This is a genomic window from Anaerostipes sp. 992a (assembly GCF_001940245.1).
Taxonomy (GTDB): domain Bacteria; phylum Bacillota; class Clostridia; order Lachnospirales; family Lachnospiraceae; genus Fimousia.
Genome location: NZ_MJIG01000001.1, coordinates 131,533 through 154,538 on the forward strand (window position 1 = coordinate 131,533; position 23,006 = coordinate 154,538).

At 38.9% G+C, this 23,006-nt stretch carries 17 protein-coding genes, 1 pseudogene and 2 CRISPR repeat arrays; of the genes and pseudogenes, 17 read left to right on the top strand and 1 reads right to left on the bottom strand.

Annotation, left to right across the window (positions count from 1 at the left end; translation table 11 throughout):
• The first annotated feature begins 12 nt into the window (after positions 1-12).
• From cas5c to BHF69_RS00765, 12 genes are all read left to right on the top strand, one after another.
• Complete coding sequence (cas5c, locus tag BHF69_RS00715) at positions 13-750, top strand: type I-C CRISPR-associated protein Cas5c (RefSeq protein WP_075669167.1); 738 nt, start codon at positions 13-15, stop codon at positions 748-750.
• A complete protein-coding gene (cas8c, locus tag BHF69_RS00720) occupies positions 747-2,651 on the top strand; it encodes a type I-C CRISPR-associated protein Cas8c/Csd1 (protein ID WP_075669168.1) in 1,905 nt (634 codons plus the stop codon). Before cas5c ends, cas8c begins: the two co-directional genes overlap by 4 nt.
• 3 nt (positions 2,652-2,654) lie before the next feature.
• Positions 2,655-3,512, top strand: a complete 858-nt coding sequence (gene cas7c, locus BHF69_RS00725; RefSeq protein ID WP_075669169.1) for a type I-C CRISPR-associated protein Cas7/Csd2 — start codon at positions 2,655-2,657, stop codon at positions 3,510-3,512.
• Positions 3,502-4,170, top strand: a complete 669-nt coding sequence (gene cas4, locus BHF69_RS00730) for a CRISPR-associated protein Cas4 (protein WP_334292904.1) — start codon at positions 3,502-3,504, stop codon at positions 4,168-4,170. The genes cas7c and cas4 overlap by 11 nt, the downstream gene beginning before the upstream one ends.
• Positions 4,167-5,198, top strand: coding sequence for a type I-C CRISPR-associated endonuclease Cas1c (gene cas1c, locus BHF69_RS00735; RefSeq protein WP_075669171.1), 1,032 nt, complete (start codon positions 4,167-4,169; stop codon positions 5,196-5,198). Before cas4 ends, cas1c begins: the two co-directional genes overlap by 4 nt.
• Positions 5,199-5,206: 8 nt before the next feature.
• Positions 5,207-5,497 (top strand): CRISPR-associated endonuclease Cas2, encoded by a 291-nt coding sequence (gene cas2, locus BHF69_RS00740; RefSeq protein WP_075669172.1) that lies wholly within the window; start codon positions 5,207-5,209, stop codon positions 5,495-5,497.
• 169 nt (positions 5,498-5,666) lie between these two features.
• A CRISPR array of direct repeats spans positions 5,667-12,396; the repeat unit is 32 nt; unit sequence GTCGACCTCCTCGTGAGGTCGTGAGTTGAAAT.
• 112 nt (positions 12,397-12,508) lie between these two features.
• Positions 12,509-12,787, top strand: a complete 279-nt coding sequence (locus BHF69_RS14320; protein WP_075669173.1) for a transposase — start codon at positions 12,509-12,511, stop codon at positions 12,785-12,787.
• Positions 12,788-12,795: 8 nt separating this feature from the next.
• On the top strand, positions 12,796-13,407 hold the full coding sequence (locus tag BHF69_RS14325) for an IS3 family transposase (protein ID WP_242946068.1): 612 nt from the start codon (positions 12,796-12,798) through the stop codon (positions 13,405-13,407).
• A complete protein-coding gene (locus BHF69_RS14330) occupies positions 13,398-13,721 on the top strand; it encodes an integrase core domain-containing protein (RefSeq protein WP_242946070.1) in 324 nt (107 codons plus the stop codon). The genes BHF69_RS14325 and BHF69_RS14330 overlap by 10 nt, the downstream gene beginning before the upstream one ends.
• Before the next feature lie 70 nt (positions 13,722-13,791).
• Positions 13,792-14,614: direct repeats of the CRISPR family, unit length 32 nt; unit sequence GTCGACCTCCTCGTGAGGTCGTGAGTTGAAAT.
• Between the two features lie 36 nt (positions 14,615-14,650).
• Entirely contained in the window at positions 14,651-15,190 is a 540-nt protein-coding gene (locus tag BHF69_RS00755) for an IS3 family transposase (RefSeq protein WP_075669174.1), read from the top strand.
• Positions 15,191-15,726: 536 nt separating this feature from the next.
• Positions 15,727-15,984 (top strand): hypothetical protein, encoded by a 258-nt coding sequence (locus tag BHF69_RS00760; protein WP_075669175.1) that lies wholly within the window; start codon positions 15,727-15,729, stop codon positions 15,982-15,984.
• Positions 15,985-16,006: 22 nt separating this feature from the next.
• Complete coding sequence (locus BHF69_RS00765) at positions 16,007-16,639, top strand: class I SAM-dependent methyltransferase (protein ID WP_330393031.1); 633 nt, start codon at positions 16,007-16,009, stop codon at positions 16,637-16,639.
• 60 nt (positions 16,640-16,699) lie between these two features.
• Here BHF69_RS00765 and BHF69_RS00770 read toward each other — a convergent pair whose 3' ends face one another.
• Entirely contained in the window at positions 16,700-17,563 is an 864-nt protein-coding gene (locus tag BHF69_RS00770; RefSeq protein ID WP_075669318.1) for an AraC family transcriptional regulator, read from the bottom strand.
• A gap of 198 nt (positions 17,564-17,761) precedes the next feature.
• On the opposite strand from BHF69_RS00770, the gene BHF69_RS00775 reads away from it, so the two are divergent.
• The 5 genes and pseudogenes from BHF69_RS00775 to BHF69_RS00795 all read left to right on the top strand — a co-directional run bounded on the left by BHF69_RS00775 (position 17,762) and on the right by BHF69_RS00795 (position 22,994).
• Complete coding sequence (locus BHF69_RS00775; protein WP_075669176.1) at positions 17,762-19,153, top strand: glycoside hydrolase family 32 protein; 1,392 nt, start codon at positions 17,762-17,764, stop codon at positions 19,151-19,153.
• Between the two features lie 54 nt (positions 19,154-19,207).
• Positions 19,208-19,939 (top strand): annotated as a pseudogene (locus BHF69_RS14615) (PTS transporter subunit EIIC); the annotation flags it as partial.
• A 234-nt stretch (positions 19,940-20,173) separates the two neighbouring features.
• A complete protein-coding gene (locus tag BHF69_RS14620; RefSeq protein WP_330393035.1) occupies positions 20,174-20,659 on the top strand; it encodes a PTS sugar transporter subunit IIA in 486 nt (161 codons plus the stop codon).
• Positions 20,660-20,673: 14 nt separating this feature from the next.
• Entirely contained in the window at positions 20,674-22,842 is a 2,169-nt protein-coding gene (locus tag BHF69_RS00790; RefSeq protein ID WP_075669177.1) for an alpha-galactosidase, read from the top strand.
• A complete protein-coding gene (locus BHF69_RS00795) occupies positions 22,815-22,994 on the top strand; it encodes a hypothetical protein (protein ID WP_075669178.1) in 180 nt (59 codons plus the stop codon). The genes BHF69_RS00790 and BHF69_RS00795 overlap by 28 nt, the downstream gene beginning before the upstream one ends.
• Positions 22,995-23,006: the final 12 nt, after the last annotated feature.

Here is a 23,006-nt window from a genome sequence, read left to right on the forward strand (position 1 = left end):
GGTGAAATATTTTTGAAAAAATATAGAAATACTATAGAGTTTGAAGTTTACGGTACATATGCATTATTTTCAGATCCGGTTATGCGTGTAGGCGGTGAAAAGACAAGTTATCATATTCCTACGTATGAAGCATTAAAAGGAATTGTAGAGAGCGTTTACTGGAAGCCTACAATCATGTGGATCGTTGATGCTGTGCGTATTATGAAACCTATTCAGACAGAAACGAAAGGAATCCGGCCGATTGCTTACAATGGGGGAAATGAACTGGCATATTATACATATTTGAAAGATGTATGTTACCAGGTCAGAGCTCATTTTGAGTTTAATATGAATCATCCGGAATTAGAGCAGGACAGAAATGAAAACAAGCATTACAATATTGCTAGGAGAATGGTGGAACGGGGAGGCCGTAGAGATATTTTTCTGGGAACAAGAGAATGTCAGGCTTTTGTAGAACCATGTGTATTTGGTGAAGGAGATAGTTATTATGATACAATGTCGGGAGAAGTGGAATACGGCTTTATGTATCATGGAATTACCTATGCTGATGAAGCAATTTTGCCGGAAGATCAAAACAAGATGACGGTGCGTTTCTGGAAACCTGTTATGAAAAAAGGTGGAATCATAGAATTTACCAGACCTGAGGAATGTGTACAGAAGAGACATATCCGGGAAATGCAAAGAAGAGTCTTTGGAGAAGGAAACTTTACAGGACTGAAGGAATTTGTTGATGAGGAGGTGGATGAGTGAACTGGGCAGAGGAACTTATTGATTTATATGAAAAAAACAGTGATAAAGCAGGAATCATTGAAAAAAGAAATAATATGTCTTATGTGTTGCTACCACCGTTTCATACAACTGTGACAGCGCAAATAGAAGTAACGATTGATGAGAACGGTACATTTCTGAGAGCAGAAACTGTAGATAACATTAAAAAATTTACTATTATACCAATTACTGAAAAATCAGGAAGCCGTACTGCGGGAAAAGAACCTCATCCGTTATGTGACAATTTAAAATATCTTGCAGGAGATTATAAAAATTATTGTGAAGATGATGGCGTATGCCATGACCTATATATAAAGAAATTGGAGAAGTGGTGTCAATCAGATTATTCCCATAAGAAGGTTCGTGCAATCTATTTATATCTAGTGAAAGGTACGTTAATAAAGGATCTGTTGGAGTACAGAGTTCTGAAATTAAATGAAAAAGGAATTTTGGATGAGAAAGAAACGATACAGGGAATACCGCAGACGAAAGCATTTGTCAGATTTATTATCCGGTCTGTAAATTCTCCGGATGAATGCTGGAAGGATCAGTCTCTGCAGCAGTGTTATATTGAATACAGCAGGTCATTAGAAAAGAACAAAGGAATTTGCTATCTGAGTGGTAATATGGAATCTATTACTTATTTACACTCAAAAAAAATCCGTAATGAAGGCGATGGGGCAAAATTGATTTCTGCAAATGACAGTAAGAATTTTACATATCGAGGACGATTTGCTGAAAAGGAAGAAGCTTTTGCTGTCGGAAATGAGACTTCTCAGAAAATGCATAATGCTTTAAAGTGGATTATCCGAAAGCAGGGAAGAGCTTTTGATACGTTAACTATAGTCACGTGGGAATCCAATAAGCTTGCTATGCCCAGATGGGATGCGGATACAGATCGAATTGTTACAGATTATGAGAATGATTGCATGAAATGGTATGAGGAGGATGAACAAGATTATATCTCAGATGGCAATGAAATTACGTCGGAAGTGTTTTATAAAGCCTTGAATGGATATGGAAGACAGATTAATAACACATCTACAATGATTTTATTAGGCGTAGATGCAGCCACTACCGGAAGATTGTCTTTGGTAGAAGCAAAGACACTGGAATCTGCACGATATCTGGAAAATATAAGAAAGTGGCATGAAGGATGCGAATGGCTACATGAAAAATGGAAAGATGGGAAAAGATCAAAATTCCTGGGGATGGTGGGTGTCAGAGATGTGGCCGACATTCTGTTTGGAATGGAAAGTAAGGGAATTCTTACGATTGTTGATGCAAATGGTAAAAAATTATATGCAGAGGTGGCAAAAAGATTAATTCCTTGTATCTGGGATGGTCAGAGAATACCTTATGATTATGTCCAAAGAGCGATGATAAGGGCATCCAACCCGATGGCTTATAAAGAAAGAATAAATTGGGAACGAGTTTTAACGTTGGCGTGCTCTATGGTAAAAAAATATAGGAAAGAAATAAAAAAAGAGGAGGAATGGAAAGTGGCACTGGATAGAACATGTAGGGAACGGGATTATTTGTATGGACGATTACTGGCAATTGCAGATCGAATTGAATATCGTACTTATGATAAAGAAAAAGATGGTTCAAGAGTTACAAACGCAAAACGATATATGAATCAATTTTCACAGCGTCCATTTGAGACATGGAAAGTGATTGAGGAGAATATTCAGCCATATTTAAATAAACTGAACATGATAGAAAGACGGTATTATGAAAATCAGATGGATGAAATTAATCAGCTTTTTAATATCGAGGAATACAAAGAAAACTGTAAATTAAACGGTTTATATTTATTGGGATTTCATAGCCAGTCGTATGATTTGAAAAATTATAAACAAGAAAAGAAAGAGGAGGAATAACCGATGAGCAAATTAAAAGGAAAAATTGATTTTACTTTATTTATCAGTGCATGTAATGCCAATCCTAATGGAGATCCATTAAATGGAAATCGTCCCAGAATTGATTTGAATGGATACGGAGAGATTTCTGATGTTTGTATAAAAAGAAAAATAAGAAATCGTCTTCAGGATTTGGGACAGAGAATCTTTGTACAGTCAGATGATCGTTCAGATGATTCATTTACCAGCTTAAAAGATCGTGCAGATGGCTGTGAAGAATTGAAAGCACAAATAAGTAACAAAAAAAAAGCAAATCGTGATCTATGTGCACAGATAGCATGTAAAGAATGGATTGATGTAAGGGCTTTCGGTCAGGTGTTCGCCTTTAAAAAAGTGCCGGTTTCATTTGGAGTAAGAGGTCCGGTTTCCATTCATCAGGCAATAAGTTTATCACCAATCGATATTGTCAGTATGCAGATTACAAAAAGTGTCAACAGTGAAGCGGGAAAAGAAAGTAAAGCTTCTGATACAATGGGAACTAAACATAGAGTTGGATTTGCAGTTTATAAAGTGATGGGAAGCGTGAATGTGCAACTTGCTGAAAAGACCGGGTTTAGTCAGGAGGATGCAGAGCTGTTGAAAGAAGCATTAAAAACTCTGTTTGAAAATGATGCATCGTCAGCAAGACCAGAAGGCAGTATGGAGGTCTGTAAATTATATTGGTGGCAGCATAATGAAAAAACTCCGGCAATTTCTAGTGGAAAGATTCAGAGAGGCTTTTGTATACATAAAAATGTTGAACGGCCAACGGAGTTTAAAGATTATGTAATCGAATGGAATGTGGATGGATGTATGAAACCGGAGGAATTTGATTTTGTATAATGAGGAGGAATTTCTTCAATTATCCGGAATTCAGCACTTTGCTTTTTGTCGGAGACAGTGGGCTTTAGCCTATATTGAGATGCAATGGCAGGAAAATGTAAGAACTGTAGAGGGAAAAATCTTTCATGAAAATGCTCACGATGCGGGTCTTAAAGAAAAAAGAGGAGATTTGTTGATTATACGAGCAATGCCTATTCACTCTCGTGAAATGGGAGTGAGTGGTGAATGTGATGTAGTAGAGTTTCGTAAAAGTAAACAAGGAATCGTTTTGGCGGGAAGAGAAGGAAATTATATAGTTACTCCTGTGGAATATAAAAGAGGCAAACCTAAGACGAATGATTCAGATGTACTTCAAGTGACCGCTCAGGCATTATGTCTAGAGGAGATGCTATTTTGTACAATACCATATGGATATATTTATTATGGTGAAACGAGACATCGTATGAAGGTTGAATTTACAAATGAGATAAGAGATAAGGTTAAAAGTATATTTGCTGAAATGCATAAATATTATGATCAGCAGTATACACCTAAGGTCAAAGTCAGTAAAAAATGTAATGCATGCTCGTTGAAGGATATATGCCTTCCTGTGCTGAATAAAAAGAAATCCGTTTCCCGATATATTGAGAATAGGCTTTTAGAAGAGGAAAAAAGATGAAAAGACTTTTAAATACTTTGTATGTAACTTCAGGAAACAGATATCTGTCTTTAGATGGAGAGAATGTTGTCATTTCAGAAGAACAGAAGGAGATAGGAAGAGTTCCCCTTCATAACCTTCAGGCTATAGTGACATTTGGATATACAGGTGCCAGTCCCGCTTTAATGGGGGCTTGTGCAAAGAGAAATATTGATTTATCTTTTATGTCTGGTAATGGCCGTTTCCTTGCAAGAGTTACAGGCGAAGTAAAAGGGAATGTGATGTTGAGAAAGCAACAGTATCGAATTAGCGAAGATGAGCAGAAAAGTATACAGATTGCCAGAAATTTTATTTTGGGAAAGGTATATAATGCAAGATGGGTTTTGGAAAGAGCTTCTAGAGATTATGCTTTGCGTTTAGATGTGGAACAGATAAAAAGAAAATCGGCATTTTTGGCACAAAGTCTGGGAAATATCAGAAAGTGTGAAAGAGCTGATATGTTGCTCGGATTAGAAGGAGAAGCTGCATCTGTATATTTTTCTGTATTTAATGAGTTAATTCTACAGCAAAAGGAAAACTTTTATTTTAATGGAAGAAATAAACGTCCTCCTTTAGATAATGTAAATGCTATGTTATCATTTTCATATTCTTTACTAGCAGGAATGTGTGGTTCGGCTTTGGAAGCCGTAGGGTTAGATCCCTATGTGGGTTTTTTTCATACAGATCGTCCGGGACGAATATCATTGGCATTAGACATTATGGAAGAATTCAGAAGCATAATGGCAGATCGATTTGTATTGACATTAATTAATAAAAGAATAATAAAACACGAATATTTTATTAAAAAAGAAAATGGTGCGGTTATTTTGAATGATGAAGGCAGGAAGATTTTTTTATCTGCTTGGCAGTCAAAAAAACAAGAAGTTATTAAACACCCATTTCTTGATGAAAAAATAGAATGGGGTATGGTGCCATATGTCCAAAGTTTACTTTTAGCTAGATATCTTCGTGGTGATTTGGATGAATATCCACCATTTTTTTGGAAGTAGGTGAAAAGATGCTTGTATTAATTACATATGATGTAAATACACAGACTGCAGCAGGAAAAAAGAGATTGAGAAAGGTTGCAAAAGAATGTGTAAATTATGGACAAAGGGTACAGAATTCTGTATTTGAATGTCATATGGATGCTGTGAAATGTAGACAAGTAAAAAATATTTTGGAAAAGATTATTGATAAAGAAGTAGATAGTTTAAGGTTTTATTATTTGGGGCACAAATATAAAAATAAAGTTGAACATATAGGAGCGAAGCCGGGATTTGATGTTACAGATACGTTAATATTGTAGTGCGAATATCAAGTGCACAGAGATTTTTAGGGAGATTCGCACCAAGAAATATTGAGTTTATGTGCCCTAAAATGGAAAAATGGATTTAAGATAAAATCTAGAATGTTTTATGTTGTGAATAATAACAAATATAATTGGATTTTAAACAAAATATTTGTTTAAAATTGCTGTCGACCTCCTCGTGAGGTCGTGAGTTGAAATCTCTTTTTTGGTGCATCCCTTAAACCGTTAGAGGGTCGACCTCCTCGTGAGGTCGTGAGTTGAAATTTAAAAAAGGAGTACTTTACGTTATGCTTGTAACGTCGACCTCCTCGTGAGGTCGTGAGTTGAAATTGCAATCTTTTCACGAACACTGGCATCCTTAAATCGTCGACCTCCTCGTGAGGTCGTGAGTTGAAATATTCCACACATCCATGCTTTTAAGCTGTTTTCCTCGTCGACCTCCTCGTGAGGTCGTGAGTTGAAATGCCTGCTTGCACGTCTGCTGTTAGCTGCCTTGATGGTCGACCTCCTCGTGAGGTCGTGAGTTGAAATTCTCTTAATATTTTAATTCGTACTTTCATATCACGTCGACCTCCTCGTGAGGTCGTGAGTTGAAATACTCTATCGCCAATTTCGATGTTTGATGGCAGGTAGTCGACCTCCTCGTGAGGTCGTGAGTTGAAATGAAAGACAAGCAGGAATACTCGGAAAGACAGTTCGTCGACCTCCTCGTGAGGTCGTGAGTTGAAATTCCTCCGCACAGGTCGGTTAATTCACCGTCCAAAGTCGACCTCCTCGTGAGGTCGTGAGTTGAAATCAGATTTGAATTCATTTTCGATAATTCCGTCAAGTCGACCTCCTCGTGAGGTCGTGAGTTGAAATACCCATAAGATTGTAGAAGCAACCATCAATATTGTCGACCTCCTCGTGAGGTCGTGAGTTGAAATTTTATTGGAATTTGCGATATAGCAACGAATTTCCGTCGACCTCCTCGTGAGGTCGTGAGTTGAAATACGCTCGCAGGCATGATCTCTGGAAGCGCTATATCGTCGACCTCCTCGTGAGGTCGTGAGTTGAAATACCCATTCTTCTAGAATTCTCTCATACTCGTCAAGTCGACCTCCTCGTGAGGTCGTGAGTTGAAATATCATAAGAAACGCCCTTAACGCCCAATTTGTTTGTCGACCTCCTCGTGAGGTCGTGAGTTGAAATACTTTCTGACAGACTAACCACCTGCTGACGGTGGAAGTCGACCTCCTCGTGAGGTCGTGAGTTGAAATTCATTAATGAACCAAGAATTTTAGCAAATAATCCGTCGACCTCCTCGTGAGGTCGTGAGTTGAAATGAAGAATTCGATATTGAGTATATTCAGAAACAAAGTCGACCTCCTCGTGAGGTCGTGAGTTGAAATATTAAATCCGCTGCGAATTCGGCAATTGTTTCACTGTCGACCTCCTCGTGAGGTCGTGAGTTGAAATTCTTTTCTGCTATATTGTAAATCATCACCATTTATGTCGACCTCCTCGTGAGGTCGTGAGTTGAAATATATTCTCCTTCTTTTTCTGTATAGCTCAAATCATGTCGACCTCCTCGTGAGGTCGTGAGTTGAAATTCATTTCCAATCATTCTTCTCACCATCCTTCATGGTCGACCTCCTCGTGAGGTCGTGAGTTGAAATATTTCTTTGCAAAAATATTTCTGTGGAATATATAGTCGACCTCCTCGTGAGGTCGTGAGTTGAAATGTACGTACTCTGATGTAATAATCCTTAGAAAAGTGTCGACCTCCTCGTGAGGTCGTGAGTTGAAATACATTAGAGAGAATTGTTAAAGTGCCTTTTAAGGTCGACCTCCTCGTGAGGTCGTGAGTTGAAATTATGTTGAGATAATATATTAAATTTTTCTTCAAGTCGACCTCCTCGTGAGGTCGTGAGTTGAAATATATTTAAGCTCGCTTATAGGGAACCTATACAGGTCGACCTCCTCGTGAGGTCGTGAGTTGAAATAACGGAACACAAGTGGCTATTGAATTGCAAAGTGGGTCGACCTCCTCGTGAGGTCGTGAGTTGAAATATCTTTCGGCTGCAGTATATCAAGAATTTCATCCGTCGACCTCCTCGTGAGGTCGTGAGTTGAAATATTCCACAAATACCCAATCTTCTGCTAACATATCGTCGACCTCCTCGTGAGGTCGTGAGTTGAAATATTAAAGATATTTTCTTCTCCGCCTTCTCCGGTACGTCGACCTCCTCGTGAGGTCGTGAGTTGAAATATGAAAGAAATGGACATTAGAGAGATTGGAATTGTGGGTCGACCTCCTCGTGAGGTCGTGAGTTGAAATGTAAAGAAAGCGATTAAAGAAGCGATAAAGGAGGTCGACCTCCTCGTGAGGTCGTGAGTTGAAATAGTAAAAATAATAAAAAATTTAGTAAAAAATAGGGTCGACCTCCTCGTGAGGTCGTGAGTTGAAATAATAAATCATGAAAAATATTACCGCATCCAACAGTCGACCTCCTCGTGAGGTCGTGAGTTGAAATGTTTTAATGAAGTCATACCGACTGCCAGTATAGAAGTCGACCTCCTCGTGAGGTCGTGAGTTGAAATATTTTCGCGAATGTCTACTTTCTCAAGGTGCCACTGTCGACCTCCTCGTGAGGTCGTGAGTTGAAATATAAAAAAAACTGATAAAAGCAAAGTAAATAAAAGTCGACCTCCTCGTGAGGTCGTGAGTTGAAATAACAAGTAGCTGCGTATAACTTGGTGCTTTTGCAACGTCGACCTCCTCGTGAGGTCGTGAGTTGAAATGCAATCGATGGCATAGCTGCAGGTAACAATATCGTCGACCTCCTCGTGAGGTCGTGAGTTGAAATGACTTTAATTTTGTTCGGATGGTAAGAGATATTGTCGACCTCCTCGTGAGGTCGTGAGTTGAAATTTTTCAAAGAACGGAATTTTAATACCAGATCTCCCGTCGACCTCCTCGTGAGGTCGTGAGTTGAAATTTAAGTCTTTTAACCCGCCTATCAGTAAAAACAACGTCGACCTCCTCGTGAGGTCGTGAGTTGAAATGTATTTAAGGAGGCTTGATCATGGGATTTAGAAAGTCGACCTCCTCGTGAGGTCGTGAGTTGAAATATGTACTCAGGAGGAAATGTAAATAGGGGAATTGCGTCGACCTCCTCGTGAGGTCGTGAGTTGAAATTAGAAAGGAGATAGAATATGAAACATTTTGATTGTCGACCTCCTCGTGAGGTCGTGAGTTGAAATAGCCATTCATCGAAAGAATCAAATTGTATCCTCTGTCGACCTCCTCGTGAGGTCGTGAGTTGAAATATTCCAGCTGCAACCTTTGTAGCCAGCTTATCTCCGTCGACCTCCTCGTGAGGTCGTGAGTTGAAATTAAAATTACCTTGTGAAGTAGGAGAAAAAGTTTATGGTCGACCTCCTCGTGAGGTCGTGAGTTGAAATGTCAAGATGTGACAATGTGGATAAGTCATATGTACCGTCGACCTCCTCGTGAGGTCGTGAGTTGAAATGTCAAGATGTGACAATGTGGATAAGTCATATGTGTCGACCTCCTCGTGAGGTCGTGAGTTGAAATATGCTCGAAGATTAAAGGATTGATGCAAATGAGAGTCGACCTCCTCGTGAGGTCGTGAGTTGAAATTGCTTTCTGCTGTTCAAAATATTCCTCCATCTCCGTCGACCTCCTCGTGAGGTCGTGAGTTGAAATAGCATAAAAATCATACTCAAGAAATCCGGACCAGGTCGACCTCCTCGTGAGGTCGTGAGTTGAAATATGGATGGAGCGAAGTTGGTTAATTTCTGGACCGGTCGACCTCCTCGTGAGGTCGTGAGTTGAAATATTTTCAAAAAATTGCAAAAGGAAAATACGACGCGTCGACCTCCTCGTGAGGTCGTGAGTTGAAATGATTTTGAAGACCCCGAAACAGACGTTCATTATTGTCGACCTCCTCGTGAGGTCGTGAGTTGAAATATTGTTCTTTCCTTACCTTGTATCTACATTATAGTCGACCTCCTCGTGAGGTCGTGAGTTGAAATTTCTCACAAGCGATAGAACCGGCTCTAAGTTTCTGTCGACCTCCTCGTGAGGTCGTGAGTTGAAATTCCTATTCGGATATAGAACATTCATTCTGTATACCGTCGACCTCCTCGTGAGGTCGTGAGTTGAAATTTGACAAAATCAATATACCTTCTTACTCTTCTTTGGTCGACCTCCTCGTGAGGTCGTGAGTTGAAATAATTTAATCTGATTTTCGCTCCATTTAAAAACCAGTCGACCTCCTCGTGAGGTCGTGAGTTGAAATAACACAGAAAAGATGAGAAATCAAGCCGTTGAGATGTCGACCTCCTCGTGAGGTCGTGAGTTGAAATATCGATGAGGTCAACAACAGAAACGAATAAAAAAATGTCGACCTCCTCGTGAGGTCGTGAGTTGAAATTTATCTGCCTGTGAATATTCAAAAAAATGAAGATGTCGACCTCCTCGTGAGGTCGTGAGTTGAAATATTCCTTGTTTTCATATTCTCACTTCCTTTTTCTGTCGATCTCCTCGTGAGGTCGTGAGTTGAAATAACCTTTTTCTGTCCAACGGAATCACCTCCACACGTCGACCTCCTCGTGAGGTCGTGAGTTGAAATGATTCTTCAATGGTTGGCTTATCGTGAAGATAATGTCGACCTCCTCGTGAGGTCGTGAGTTGAAATTAAATGGCATATACATTATACACAAAAACAGCAAACGTCGACCTCCTCGTGAGGTCGTGAGTTGAAATAACATGGTCAAACTTTGAAGTGTCATGCTCTGGTAGTCGACCTCCTCGTGAGGTCGTGAGTTGAAATTTGATTAGCGACAGGTTTCCACCGTCCTCTGTCACTGTCGACCTCCTCGTGAGGTCGTGAGTTGAAATCTTTTAACTACGACGGAACATACAATGCTTATCCGGTCGACCTCCTCGTGAGGTCGTGAGTTGAAATGTTGCCATTTTGATACCTCCAAACTAAAAAGAGGTCGACCTCCTCGTGAGGTCGTGAGTTGAAATTCTTCAAAATAACCATATCTCTATCTACAAACAATGTCGACCTCCTCGTGAGGTCGTGAGTTGAAATATAATTTCCAACACATTCCCCACAACCGAAAACACTGTCGACCTCCTCGTGAGGTCGTGAGTTGAAATTCTTCAAAATAACCATATCTCTATCTACAAACAATGTCGACCTCCTCGTGAGGTCGTGAGTTGAAATATAATTTCCAACACATTCCCCACAACCGAAAACACTGTCGACCTCCTCGTGAGGTCGTGAGTTGAAATGCCTGTTCTTCCTGCTGTGCTTTTACAGTATTTGGTCGACCTCCTCGTGAGGTCGTGAGTTGAAATTCCATCCTTCTGCAGTTAAAACGGGATGTTCTTTGTCGACCTCCTCGTGAGGTCGTGAGTTGAAATAATTAGTTAACATTCGGTCCATCAACTAACCTCAGTCGACCTCCTCGTGAGGTCGTGAGTTGAAATATGAAATCTATGAATATATGCTTCGGAATATTCAAGTCGACCTCCTCGTGAGGTCGTGAGTTGAAATTTTATTATTTGTTCGTTTATTTGAATAGAATCATCGTCGACCTCCTCGTGAGGTCGTGAGTTGAAATGGAAATGATTAAAGATAAAATATTAAATCTTGTTAGTCGACCTCCTCGTGAGGTCGTGAGTTGAAATATCTTCTAAGTCATGAAAGAATTTGATTACTTTGGTCGACCTCCTCGTGAGGTCGTGAGTTGAAATATTGATAAGGTTGTCGGATACAGGACTGATTATCTGTCGACCTCCTCGTGAGGTCGTGAGTTGAAATGTCAATAGTTTTATAATACAAAAATGTAAATATAGTCGACCTCCTCGTGAGGTCGTGAGTTGAAATGTCTTCTGAAAATCACCATCAGAAACACATTTCTGTCGACCTCCTCGTGAGGTCGTGAGTTGAAATATTTTAAATCCACCACCATCTTCAAAACCTATTCTGTCGACCTCCTCGTGAGGTCGTGAGTTGAAATCCTAAAATCTTTACTGGTTTCTCAAGTATTTCTGTCGACCTCCTCGTGAGGTCGTGAGTTGAAATTTTGTTGTCCGGCAAAATGAACTCTCCAGCTTTGTCGACCTCCTCGTGAGGTCGTGAGTTGAAATATCTTTTTGAGCATCCAATGCTGGTCTTACGAACGTCGACCTCCTCGTGAGGTCGTGAGTTGAAATATGTCTTGTTTAATTGCGTTCATGATTTTTATCGTCGACCTCCTCGTGAGGTCGTGAGTTGAAATTCCTTATAGCTGGAAGGACCTCTGATGTTACCCAGTCGACCTCCTCGTGAGGTCGTGAGTTGAAATATTGTATATATTTTCTAATAGAGCTGCATTATTGTCGACCTCCTCGTGAGGTCGTGAGTTGAAATGTCAAAATAAGAAACCTTTTCTGCTGTATATTTCGTCGACCTCCTCGTGAGGTCGTGAGTTGAAATATATTATTCTGATAGAATGATACAGATACATAGCGTCGACCTCCTCGTGAGGTCGTGAGTTGAAATATAACTGACATCACTTATACATTCTGTTCCTTCACGTCGACCTCCTCGTGAGGTCGTGAGTTGAAATAAGAAAAATGCAAATCAGATCAAGTCATGGTCAAGTCGACCTCCTCGTGAGGTCGTGAGTTGAAATTTCAATAGCTTCCAACAATGTCATTTCTGTTTTGTCGACCTCCTCGTGAGGTCGTGAGTTGAAATACATTTGTAACATCTAATATTCCATCGATATCATGTCGACCTCCTCGTGAGGTCGTGAGTTGAAATATTATCACTGATCAGAGTGATGGGAAAATCACAGTCGACCTCCTCGTGAGGTCGTGAGTTGAAATATTTTTTATGGCTGTTAGTTGTCATATTGAGAGGGGTCGACCTTGGTATTAGGATATAACTATGGACACGAAATGTTGAACAACCTATACTAAATAAAAAGGAGTTCAATACAATGGCTAAAAATCAAAAATCTTATACGCCAGAATTTAGGCAGCAGATTGTTGATCTGCACTGCCAAGCTGGCAAAGGCGTAACTGAATTAAGCAACGAATATGGCATTCCAAAAGGCACAATATCTACCTGGATTAAGAATTTGGCACCTGTTGCAGTTTCCGATACAGAGACTGTTTCATTAAAGGAGTACAAAGCACTTCAAAAGAAAATGAAGGAGCTTGAAATTGAAAATGAAATATTAAAAAAAGCTACTGCCATATTCGCAAAAAATCAATAGCTGAATACGTGTCCTTTATTCAGGCTAACATCGATAAATATACAGTTAAACAAATGTGCTCTGCACTTAAGTTTCCTCGTAGCACTTATTATGCTGCTATCAACCATGTTCCTTCTAGACGAGAACAAGAATACAATAGATTCAGCGAAGAAGTCTTATCTGTTTATAATGAATATAAAAAACGCTACGGAGCAATTAAAATCCATCGAGAGCTTAATGATAGAAACATCTCTTGCTCTATTAAAAGGGTTCAGCGTCATATGAAAAGGCTTGGGATAAAGAGCATTGTTATCAAAAAGTATCAATACCAGAAGCATCAAGGCTATGTTCCTGATGACAAGGAAAATATCCTTAATCGCGATTTTGAGGCTGAAACGGTATTCAAAAAGCTTGTAACAGATATAACATACATCCATGTAGTTAATGAAGGTTGGACCTATCTAGCTTCAGTAATGGATTTATACGATCGCAAAATAATAGGCTGGGCCTATGGTAAAAAAATAACTGCAGAGCTTGCTACAAAGGCTGTCAAAAATGCCTGTTTAAACATACCAGATACTACAGGAATTATTCTTCATAGTGATCGACAACTATGTTGCGTGGTCCGTCGGTGGCTCTAAATACTACAGGAATTATTCTTCATAGTGATCTTGGCAGTCAATATGCCAGCGAGGAATTTGAAAAGTATTTACAGGAGCAAGGGATAATTCATTCTTTTAGTAGAAAGGGAAATCCCTATGATAATGCATGTATAGAGTCCTTCCATTCAGTACTTAAAAAGGAAGAGGTCTACCCTACCACTTACCACACATTTGAGGAGGCACAAACTGCACTCTTTGAATATATAGAGTCTTTCTACAATCGAAAAAGGCGCCATAGTGCTCTTGATTACAAGACACCACAACAGGTTGAAGAAGAGGCTCTGGCAGGTTAAAAAACATCTCTCCTTGCGATTAAGTAAGGAAAGAAAAGTTCAACTTTTTGTGTCCAAAGTCTTGACATAGATCCACCTCCTCGTGAGGTCGTGAGTTGAAATAACAATATTGTTACCAGTTCTTGTTGTAATTCTCGTCGACCTCCTCGTGAGGTCGTGAGTTGAAATACTTTGAATTTGAATTTTCTTCCATTTGTATCTTGTCGACCTCCTCGTGAGGTCGTGAGTTGAAATATTGGACGTATAAAGGAGACTTTAAGGATATGGGGTCGACCTCCTCGTGAGGTCGTGAGTTGAAATATTCCATCCGAAAGAAATCTAATAAGCTTTCCTCCGAGTCGACCTCCTCGTGAGGTCGTGAGTTGAAATATTCCTTGTTTTCATATTCTCACTTCCTTTTTCGTCGACCTCCTCGTGAGGTCGTGAGTTGAAATGCTTCTATAGTATTCAATGTTTCATATACATCGTCGACCTCCTCGTGAGGTCGTGAGTTGAAATTCTTACAATACCGATGCTTTTCATGAAATCACTGTCGACCTCCTCGTGAGGTCGTGAGTTGAAATATCAAGATGAAGCTGAAGTTATTACAGATGCCTGTCGACCTCCTCGTGAGGTCGTGAGTTGAAATACCTTGACTTTGTTGTTTCTTAGTATCGTATAACGTCGACCTCCTCGTGAGGTCGTGAGTTGAAATCTATTTGAAAAAAGCTTGTCATCATCAGTGCATAGTCGACCTCCTCGTGAGGTCGTGAGTTGAAATTAAGAGGAAGCATGAACCCATCTTTTCCATTTCGTCGACCTCCTCGTGAGGTCGTGAGTTGAAATATTTAAAATCGGGCAAAAAGTTAAATGTAACATAGAGTCGACCTCCTCGTGAGATCGTGAATTGAAATACGTAAGTAGGATGCTGATAAAAAAAGGAATTACAGATGAACCTTTCCAAACGTATGCAACAGGCAAAAGTCTGCCCATATCTGCTGCGAAATGCCGTTATCGACCGTCCGAATCAGGCATGGTCAATCGACATTACATACATTCCCATCAAGCGAGGATTCCTATATCTGGCAGCCGTTATTGTAGGCTGGGAAGTCGATGATACCCTGGATACCAGAATGGTCATCAACGCATTGAAAAAGGCATTTAAGGTGACAAAACCTGTTATCCTGAATTCAAATCAGGGATGTCAATTTACAAGCAACGAATACATAAATTTTCTCAAAGAAAATCACATCCGGCAGAGTATGGATGGCAAAAGTCGTTGGGCTGACAATATCATGATTGAGAGATGGTTTCACAGTTTTAAATACGAGGAAGCATATCTTACCCAGTATGCCAATATCCGTGAAGCGCGGAAGGCAATTGGGAAATATATCCACACCTACAATTTTGAATGCTGCCATTCCGCTATTAATAATCAAACACCAGCGTCCTGCTACTATCCAGCATTGTTGATTGATTATGCAGCTTAGGGGGGAGCATTCTTCCCCTTTCCAACTACACATATCAGTTCATTATAAAAAGATTAAATTTGTGTCTTGACAACTGAGCCACTATAGAGGATCTGACGAAGCGGACACAGGTATTGAATGATAAGATGCAACTGATGATGGAGCAGATAGTCCTTTCCAATCAAAACAAATTTGGCAGATCCAGTGAAAAGATGTCCGATTCGAAACAGATCTGTTTTATGGAAGTGAAGTCCTTCATCTGGCAGATGAAATTGGTCTGAACTGGCCATTGGATGATTCTACTTCAAATGATAAATGTACGGCCGCAAAAGCGGTATTATATTTGTCAAGGTACCAGTGTTCTACCGTTTACCGGTTCTCCATCGAAACACCACATTGAAGTAGAAACATATTGCAATGTAAATTCTTACTCACCTAAATCCATAAAAGCCAATCACCCAGATGACAAAAAACACTATGCATGATATACTTTCAACACAATAAATGAATAAACACTGCCCATCGGCAAAAATTAGGATATAGGAGGCAATAAAAACATGGAAGAGTTATATCAATTTATCGAAGAGAAAATCAAGAAAGCAGGATATCCAGGCATGATTGATGGAAGAGAATTTTATAGTGATGTCAGCAAGGAGGCAGAGGATCAGGAAATTGGAACATATATTTTTATTGTTAAGAAGAGTGATACCTTATTTTATCAGGGATGTATGGAAATTATGGAAGAGCAGTTTGATCTTCATTATGTTGATATCCATGATAGGGATAAAGTATATCATGTAGATTTTGATGCATAAGACGTAATCGTGGAGCGGTGATATGGGAATGAAACAGAGAGAGGAGTATTGGGATAAACAGCTGAATATCCATACCATGGGCAGAGATGATTCTCATGCGGATGAATACCGCTATCCATATGAACCAACTTCCTATGAGGTGCTAGATCGGTTGGTTAGGGAAGAGTATCTGACTTCGGATAGCGTTTTAGTGGATTATGGCTGTGGAAAAGGGCGAGTAGACTTTTTCTTAAGCTATAGGACTGGATGTCGGGCAATCGGAATCGAATATGATCAGACGATGATTCGATTTGCACTGGAAAATCAAAAAGGCTGTAAGAAGGCATGTCATACGCAGTTTATCTGTGAGAGAGCAGAAGAATACAAGGTGGATGCAGATGTAGATAGTTTCTATTTTTTTCATCCATTTTCTGTAGAAATTCTTCAGAAGGTTTTGGCTCGCATTCAGGAGTCCTATTATGAGAATCCAAGATGTATGACACTTTTCTTTTATTATCCATCGGATGAATATATTTCGTATTTGATGACGGTGGAAGAATTGACCTTTCTGGACGAAATTGATTGCCGGGATTTATTTAATGGGAGCAATGAAAGAGAACGAATCGTAGTTTTTGAAATGGATGGGAATTTTGTAGGATTTTACGACGGAGAATAGTATAAGAAACAAACAAGCAGGCAAAGAGGATGGAAAGAAGCTCTTTGTCTGCTTATTTGTTTATAGGGTTTTCTTTTCATCGGTATTATTTAACATTTTTTCATTACGATATAAACTGGGTGAGATGCCGTATTTTCCCTTGAAGCTCTTGGAAAAAGCCAATGCATCCTCGAATCCCAGAGAATTTGCGATAGTTTGAATAGGAAGCATAGTATCTTCAAGGAGATTCTGTGCTTTTTGCATTTTCAAGTTCATAAGATATTGTTTGGGTGAAATATGAAAATGCTCATGAAATAATCTGGTCATGTAATTCGGGTGCAGACCGAGAGTATGTGCTACTTCATTTAATCGCAAAGGTTTTGAATAATTCATGTCAAGATAAAATCGGATATTATTTGCTGTGGTTTGTTTTTTATCAGTTACTTCTTTATAATCGATATCTTCAAACATGCGTGCGAGGAGTTTTAGTAAAATTCCATTTGCATGCAGATAACTGCTAATTGTGTTATGAGGAAGAGTGAGAATACTACCGATATCTTCCCAATACAAATCGATTTGTGAACTATTAAGAATATACTGATTTGTAAGAGAAGACATAATTTCGTTTATATATGTTTGTGATTTTAGTCCAAGAAAGCAAATCCATGCATATTTCCAAGGATTTTTATGGTCTGCCTGATAATAAGCGACTGTTCCAGTAGGAATAATAAAACATTCTCCAGCATGAAGGGAGTATTCCTCATTTCCAATGTATAGGGAACCGCAGCCAGATTTTATAAAATGGATGACATTATATGGACGAACTCTTGGTCCATATGCGTAATCCGGACTACATTGTTGTCGACCGGCACCATAAAATGCAAGGTCAGAATTTTTCATAAAGTTTATGGAATATCTGGTTTCCTTATATTCTAGTTCATTCATATATGTATAAATCCTTTCATGAAACGTTAAAAATATTTTCGTAATTATTATATCAAAAAAAGTTAGTTTTTTCCATGCAGTTTTTTTGTATTTCCATGTATTTAAAATCAAATACATGGTTTAATAAAGCTATCAGATGGGAGATGACTCCCACATCTAGATTCGCGAATCTTAAAAAAATAAGGAGAGGAGGAAAATATGATTTCCAAAAAACAGAAAATTCATCTGGAGGCTCCGAAAGGGTTGATGAATGATCCAAATGGTCTTTGTTGGTATAAAGGAGAGTTATATGTATTCTTTCAATGGAATCGTTTTTCGAAAGATCATTCTTTTAAAGAATGGGGACTATTTAAAAGCTCCAATCTATTAGATTGGGATTTTCATGGAAGTGCGATTGTACCAGATCAAGAATATGATAATAACGGTGTTTATTCTGGAAATGCATTGGAGATTGATGGAAAAATGCATATCTATTATACCGGAAATACAAAACCCAATGGGATACGAAAAACGTATCAGTGCCTGGCAGAAACAGACGATGGAGAATTATTTCAAAAAAAAGGGATCATTCTGAATACACCAAAAGATTTTACAGAACATTTTAGAGATCCTTTTGTCTGGAAAGGCAAGGATCAGAAGTATTATATGGTAGTTGGAGCACAGAAGGTATCTGGTAAAGGGGCGATTGCCCTGTGTAAATCTTGTGATGGTAAGAAATGGAATTATATTGGCATTTTAGCAGAAAGCGATAATTGTGAGATGATAGAATGTCCAGTAGTTTTTTCTCTGGGAGAACAACAGATATTACTCTTTTGTTCCCAACACAGAGATAACGATAAAGATGAGGTACTTTGGAGTGAATCATTGTATCAACTTGGTGAGTGGGAACCCCAAACAGGTGATTTTACTGTTGGGAACTTGGATGAAAAATATTCTAGATTAGATTGGGGTATGGATTTTTATGCACCACAAACAGTTTGTATGCCAGATGGGAGAACAATCCTTTTTGCCTGGATGTCTCAGATGGATGGAGAACAGACAGAAATATTTGGAGAAGGAGAGCCGAATGTGCATTGTATGACTCTTCCTAGAGAGTTAACATTACGAGAAAATCGGATATGCCAAAGGCCAGCCAGAGAATTATACCAATTATTGGATGATCATATTCAGATTCCAAAAGAGAAAAATCATTTTCAGCAGGAAACCATAGCAGAAATGGTTTCATTATCTGAAAGAACCTGGTATTGCAAAATGGAACTATTGCAGCAAGAAGGAATCTTTGAACTAAATATAAACCAGTCAGAAGTGGTGTTTTGTTATGACCCTGGAGAAAAGCAACTTGTATTTCAAAGAAAAAGTTGGATAAGAGATGGATTGGAACAGAAGGAAGTTACTTTAGAAAAATTAGATGATCTGGAAATCTGGTTTGATACTTCCAGCATTGAGATTTTTATAAATGGAGGAAGTGTTGTATTATCTGCAAGAGTGATACCAACTCAACAACATACAAAAATTAGATTTCAAAAATCATCAAAAGATATGATCAAAAGTATGAATATGTACAAAATGAAAGGGAGGAAAAGCAATTGACAGATCAACAATTAGCAAAAAAGATTATTGAATTAGCAGGTTCCGCAGAATCTTCTTTTGTTTACGCAGATTTTGACAGATACCGCGTTTGCATTTTTGCCAGCTCTTGTCTGCTGGTCAACATTCCGTAATTTTGGAGGAAGTCCTGTCATTGGAATTGTTCTTGGATTGATGCTAGTTAGCCCTAGTCTTCCAAGTGCTTATGACATAGGCTCTGGAGCAGCAGAACCCTTACGCTTTTTAGGATTTATTACAGTGTCTGGTTACCAGGGATCCGTATTGCCAGCCTTTGTAACGGGTATTATTACGGCTAAGTTTGAGAAATGGCTTCGACGTCATGTTCCTGATGCAATTGATTTGATCGTAACACCATTTATCACATTGTTAGTAGGAATTATGATTGCACTTTTTGCATTGGGTCCAATTCTGCATTCTTTAGAAAGTGTAGTTTTAATCGTTGTAGAAAACCTTTTAAATCTTCCAATGGGTATTGGTGGATTATTATACGGAAGTTTTGGACAGTTGCTTGGTATTTTTGGTATCCACCATATTTTGAATTTCCTTGAGATCAGTATGTTAGCAAATGACGGCTGGAATTATTTAAATCCAATCGGAACTTGTGGAAATGTTGCACAGGCAGGAGCAGTATTGGCAGTTGCGATCAAAGCAACGAGTAATAAAACAAAGCAGGTTGCGTTCCCATCATGTCTTTCTGCATTACTGGGAATTACGGAACCAGCAGTGTTTGGTGTCAATTTGAAACTTGTAACTCCATTTGTATGTTCCATGATTGGAGGAGGTGTTGGAGGCTTCTTATCATCTTTATTACACCTTCGTGCTACAGGAATGTCTATTACAGGAATTCCGGGAACTTTGCTTTATTTAAATGAGCAGCTTCCTTTCTACATCCTTACAAACATTGTAGCATTTGCAGTATCATTTGTTCTTACATGGATTATCTGGAAAGAAATTGACAATAGGACAGTAGCAGCAAAGAATACGAAGGGTAAAAATTCTGAAATGGCAGTAGAAAATACAACTGCTTCTGAAAAAGCTGATCCTGTAATCTATGCTCCTGTTAGCGGAGAGGTTGTTGCATTATCAGAAATTCCAGATAAAACTTTTGCATCTGGGATACTTGGAGATGGAGTTGGAATTCATCCATCCAATGGTAAAGTAGTAGCTCCTTTTGATGGAATCATATCAGCTACAACAGAAACGAGTCATGCAATTGGTGTGACTGGAGAGAATGGAGCGGAACTTCTTATACATATTGGAGTTGATACCGTTGCTATGCAGGGAAAAGGATTTAAAACCCTGGTAAAAGATGGACAAAAAGTTGTAAAAGGTCAAAATCTGATTGAGTTTGATATTGATGAGATTAAGAAAGCAGGATATCCAGATACCGTTGCGATTTTAGTAGGAAATACAAGTGATTTTGCAGCAGTAAAGCGTCTGGATTCTGGCAAAGTAACTGCAGGTGATGAACTTCTTTCTATTGAGTAAAGGAAGTATTAGGTATGATTTTAAAACAAGGGAACTATTTTCATCTGACCAATGGGCAAATTAGTTATATTATAGAAGTTATAGATGAGCATTATCTTGTGCACCGATATTTTGGCAAAGGAATTCGTAGGTGGAACGATAGTGGAAAGGTTGCTTATTACAAAAGGTCGTATAATACGGAACATGGTATGGGAAATATATCATTCGATGACTTTCCATTTGAATTTCCTTATCAGGGACACGGCGATTATCGGATTGAGGCAATCTCTATCGAACAGTCAGACGGTATTTCCATGTTGGATCTCTCCTATGTAAATTACAAAATTTATAAAGGGAAGGATAACCTTAACGGGTTACCTTCCCTTAGGGCAGAGAAGGAACATGCAGAGACATTGGAAATTATTTGTGAGGATCAGGTTGCGGGAGTCAGGGTGACATTGTATTATACAATTTATCATGACCAAAATGTAATTTTACGCCATCAGAAGCTGGAAAATATAGGAACCGATTATTTTTATATTAATAATATTCAGAGTATGTCTTTAGAACTTCCGTCTATGAACTGGGATTGCATATCATTTTATGGAGCTCATGCGGCAGAAGCAAATTTATCCAGATTTCCGTTACATCATGGCATTCAGAGGATTGAAAGCAGACGGGGGAGCAGTAGTCCGAATTACCATCCATTTTTTTCCATTGTTTCTCCAGATACCAATGTTTCTCAAGGTGAAATTTATGCAATGCATCTGGTATATAGTGGCAATTTTCTTGCACAGGCAGAGATGGATCAGTTTGGATGTGTAAGAATGCAGATTGGAATTCATCCAGATGAGTTTATCTGGAAACTTGACCCGAAGGCTGTATTTGAAAGCCCGGAAGCAGTGCTGGTTTATACTGATCAGGGATTAAATGGAATGAGCCACATTTTTCATCGATTGTATCGAGAGCATTTGATTCCGAAACAATTTGTAAATCAAAACAGACCAGTTCTTTTGAATTCCTGGGAAGCAATGTATTGTGATGTGACGATGGATAAATTGGAACGTCAAATGAAATTGGCAGCAAAAGCAGGAATAGAATTGTTTGTATTGGATGATGGGTGGTTTCGAGAGGGAAATACAACCGATACTTCCATGGGAGATTGGGAATGCAATTATGAAAAACTTCCTGGAGGAATTCGACAAGTTGCCCAAAAGGCACATGATATGGGAATGCAGTTTGGTCTGTGGTTTGAACCGGAAGCAGTTGGGAAAAGAAGTAAACTGTATGAAAAACATCCAGATTGGATTCTGCATGTCTCCGGATATGAACCTACAGAGGGACGTCATGAGTATCTCCTTGATCTAAGCAGACAAGAAATTCAGGACTACTTAGTCGATATTATTTGTTCGTATTTAAAGGATGGGGATATTCAATATATAAAATGGGACATGAATCGCCCATTAACGGATGTTTGTTCTGAAAGATTAAACGGCAGACAAAAGGGCGAAACAGCACATAGATATGTATTGGGATTATACAAAATTCTTTCTCGTATCACATCAGAGTATCCAGAAGTATTAATTGAAGGATGTTCTAGTGGCGGTGCCAGATTTGATCCTGGAATGTTGTATTACGTGGCACAGAATTGGACCAGTGACAATACAGATGTCTTGGATCGGACCTGCATTCAGAGTGGATTTTCTTATCTCTATCCACCAATCCTTATGGGAGCTCATGTCAGTGCTTCTCCTAATCATCAGACCGGCAGGGAAAGTTCTTTATCTGTTAGATATCAAGTGGCAAGACAATTTAACTTAGGTTATGAGTTAAATCTGGAATGCGTGGATAAAAATGAAGTAGAGGAGATCAGAAACCAAATTGAGGCCTATAAAGTTGATCGAAACTGGATGAAAGAGGGACAATTTTATCATCATGATACAAATCAAAATTATGTAATGTGGTCCACGGTGAGTAAAAATCAGGAAAAATGTATGGCTATGGTTTTCAGAAAACGTCATGATTTTTTTAGTTCTCATGAAATTTTTCATTTTCTGGGTCTTAATCCTCATTGGGATTATTACTTGGAACAGGATGGAAAAATCTATGGTGGAGATGAATTAATGCGAATTGGACTATCGATTCCTCTGGAAAAAAGAGATCAGGATGCAACTGTATGGACATTGCAAAAGGTTGGCCTTTAGGATCATGGATAGTCTGTCAAAAATTTCTGAGTAATGAAAAGAGAGAAGATTTTTGTGAAATACTTGAAATCTTCTCTCTTTTTTCATGTTTCTATCAGGTGCGTCAGGATTTCCTTTACCTTAAAGAAGAATCTGCCTATAATATGAGTTAGGAAGAGTAATCG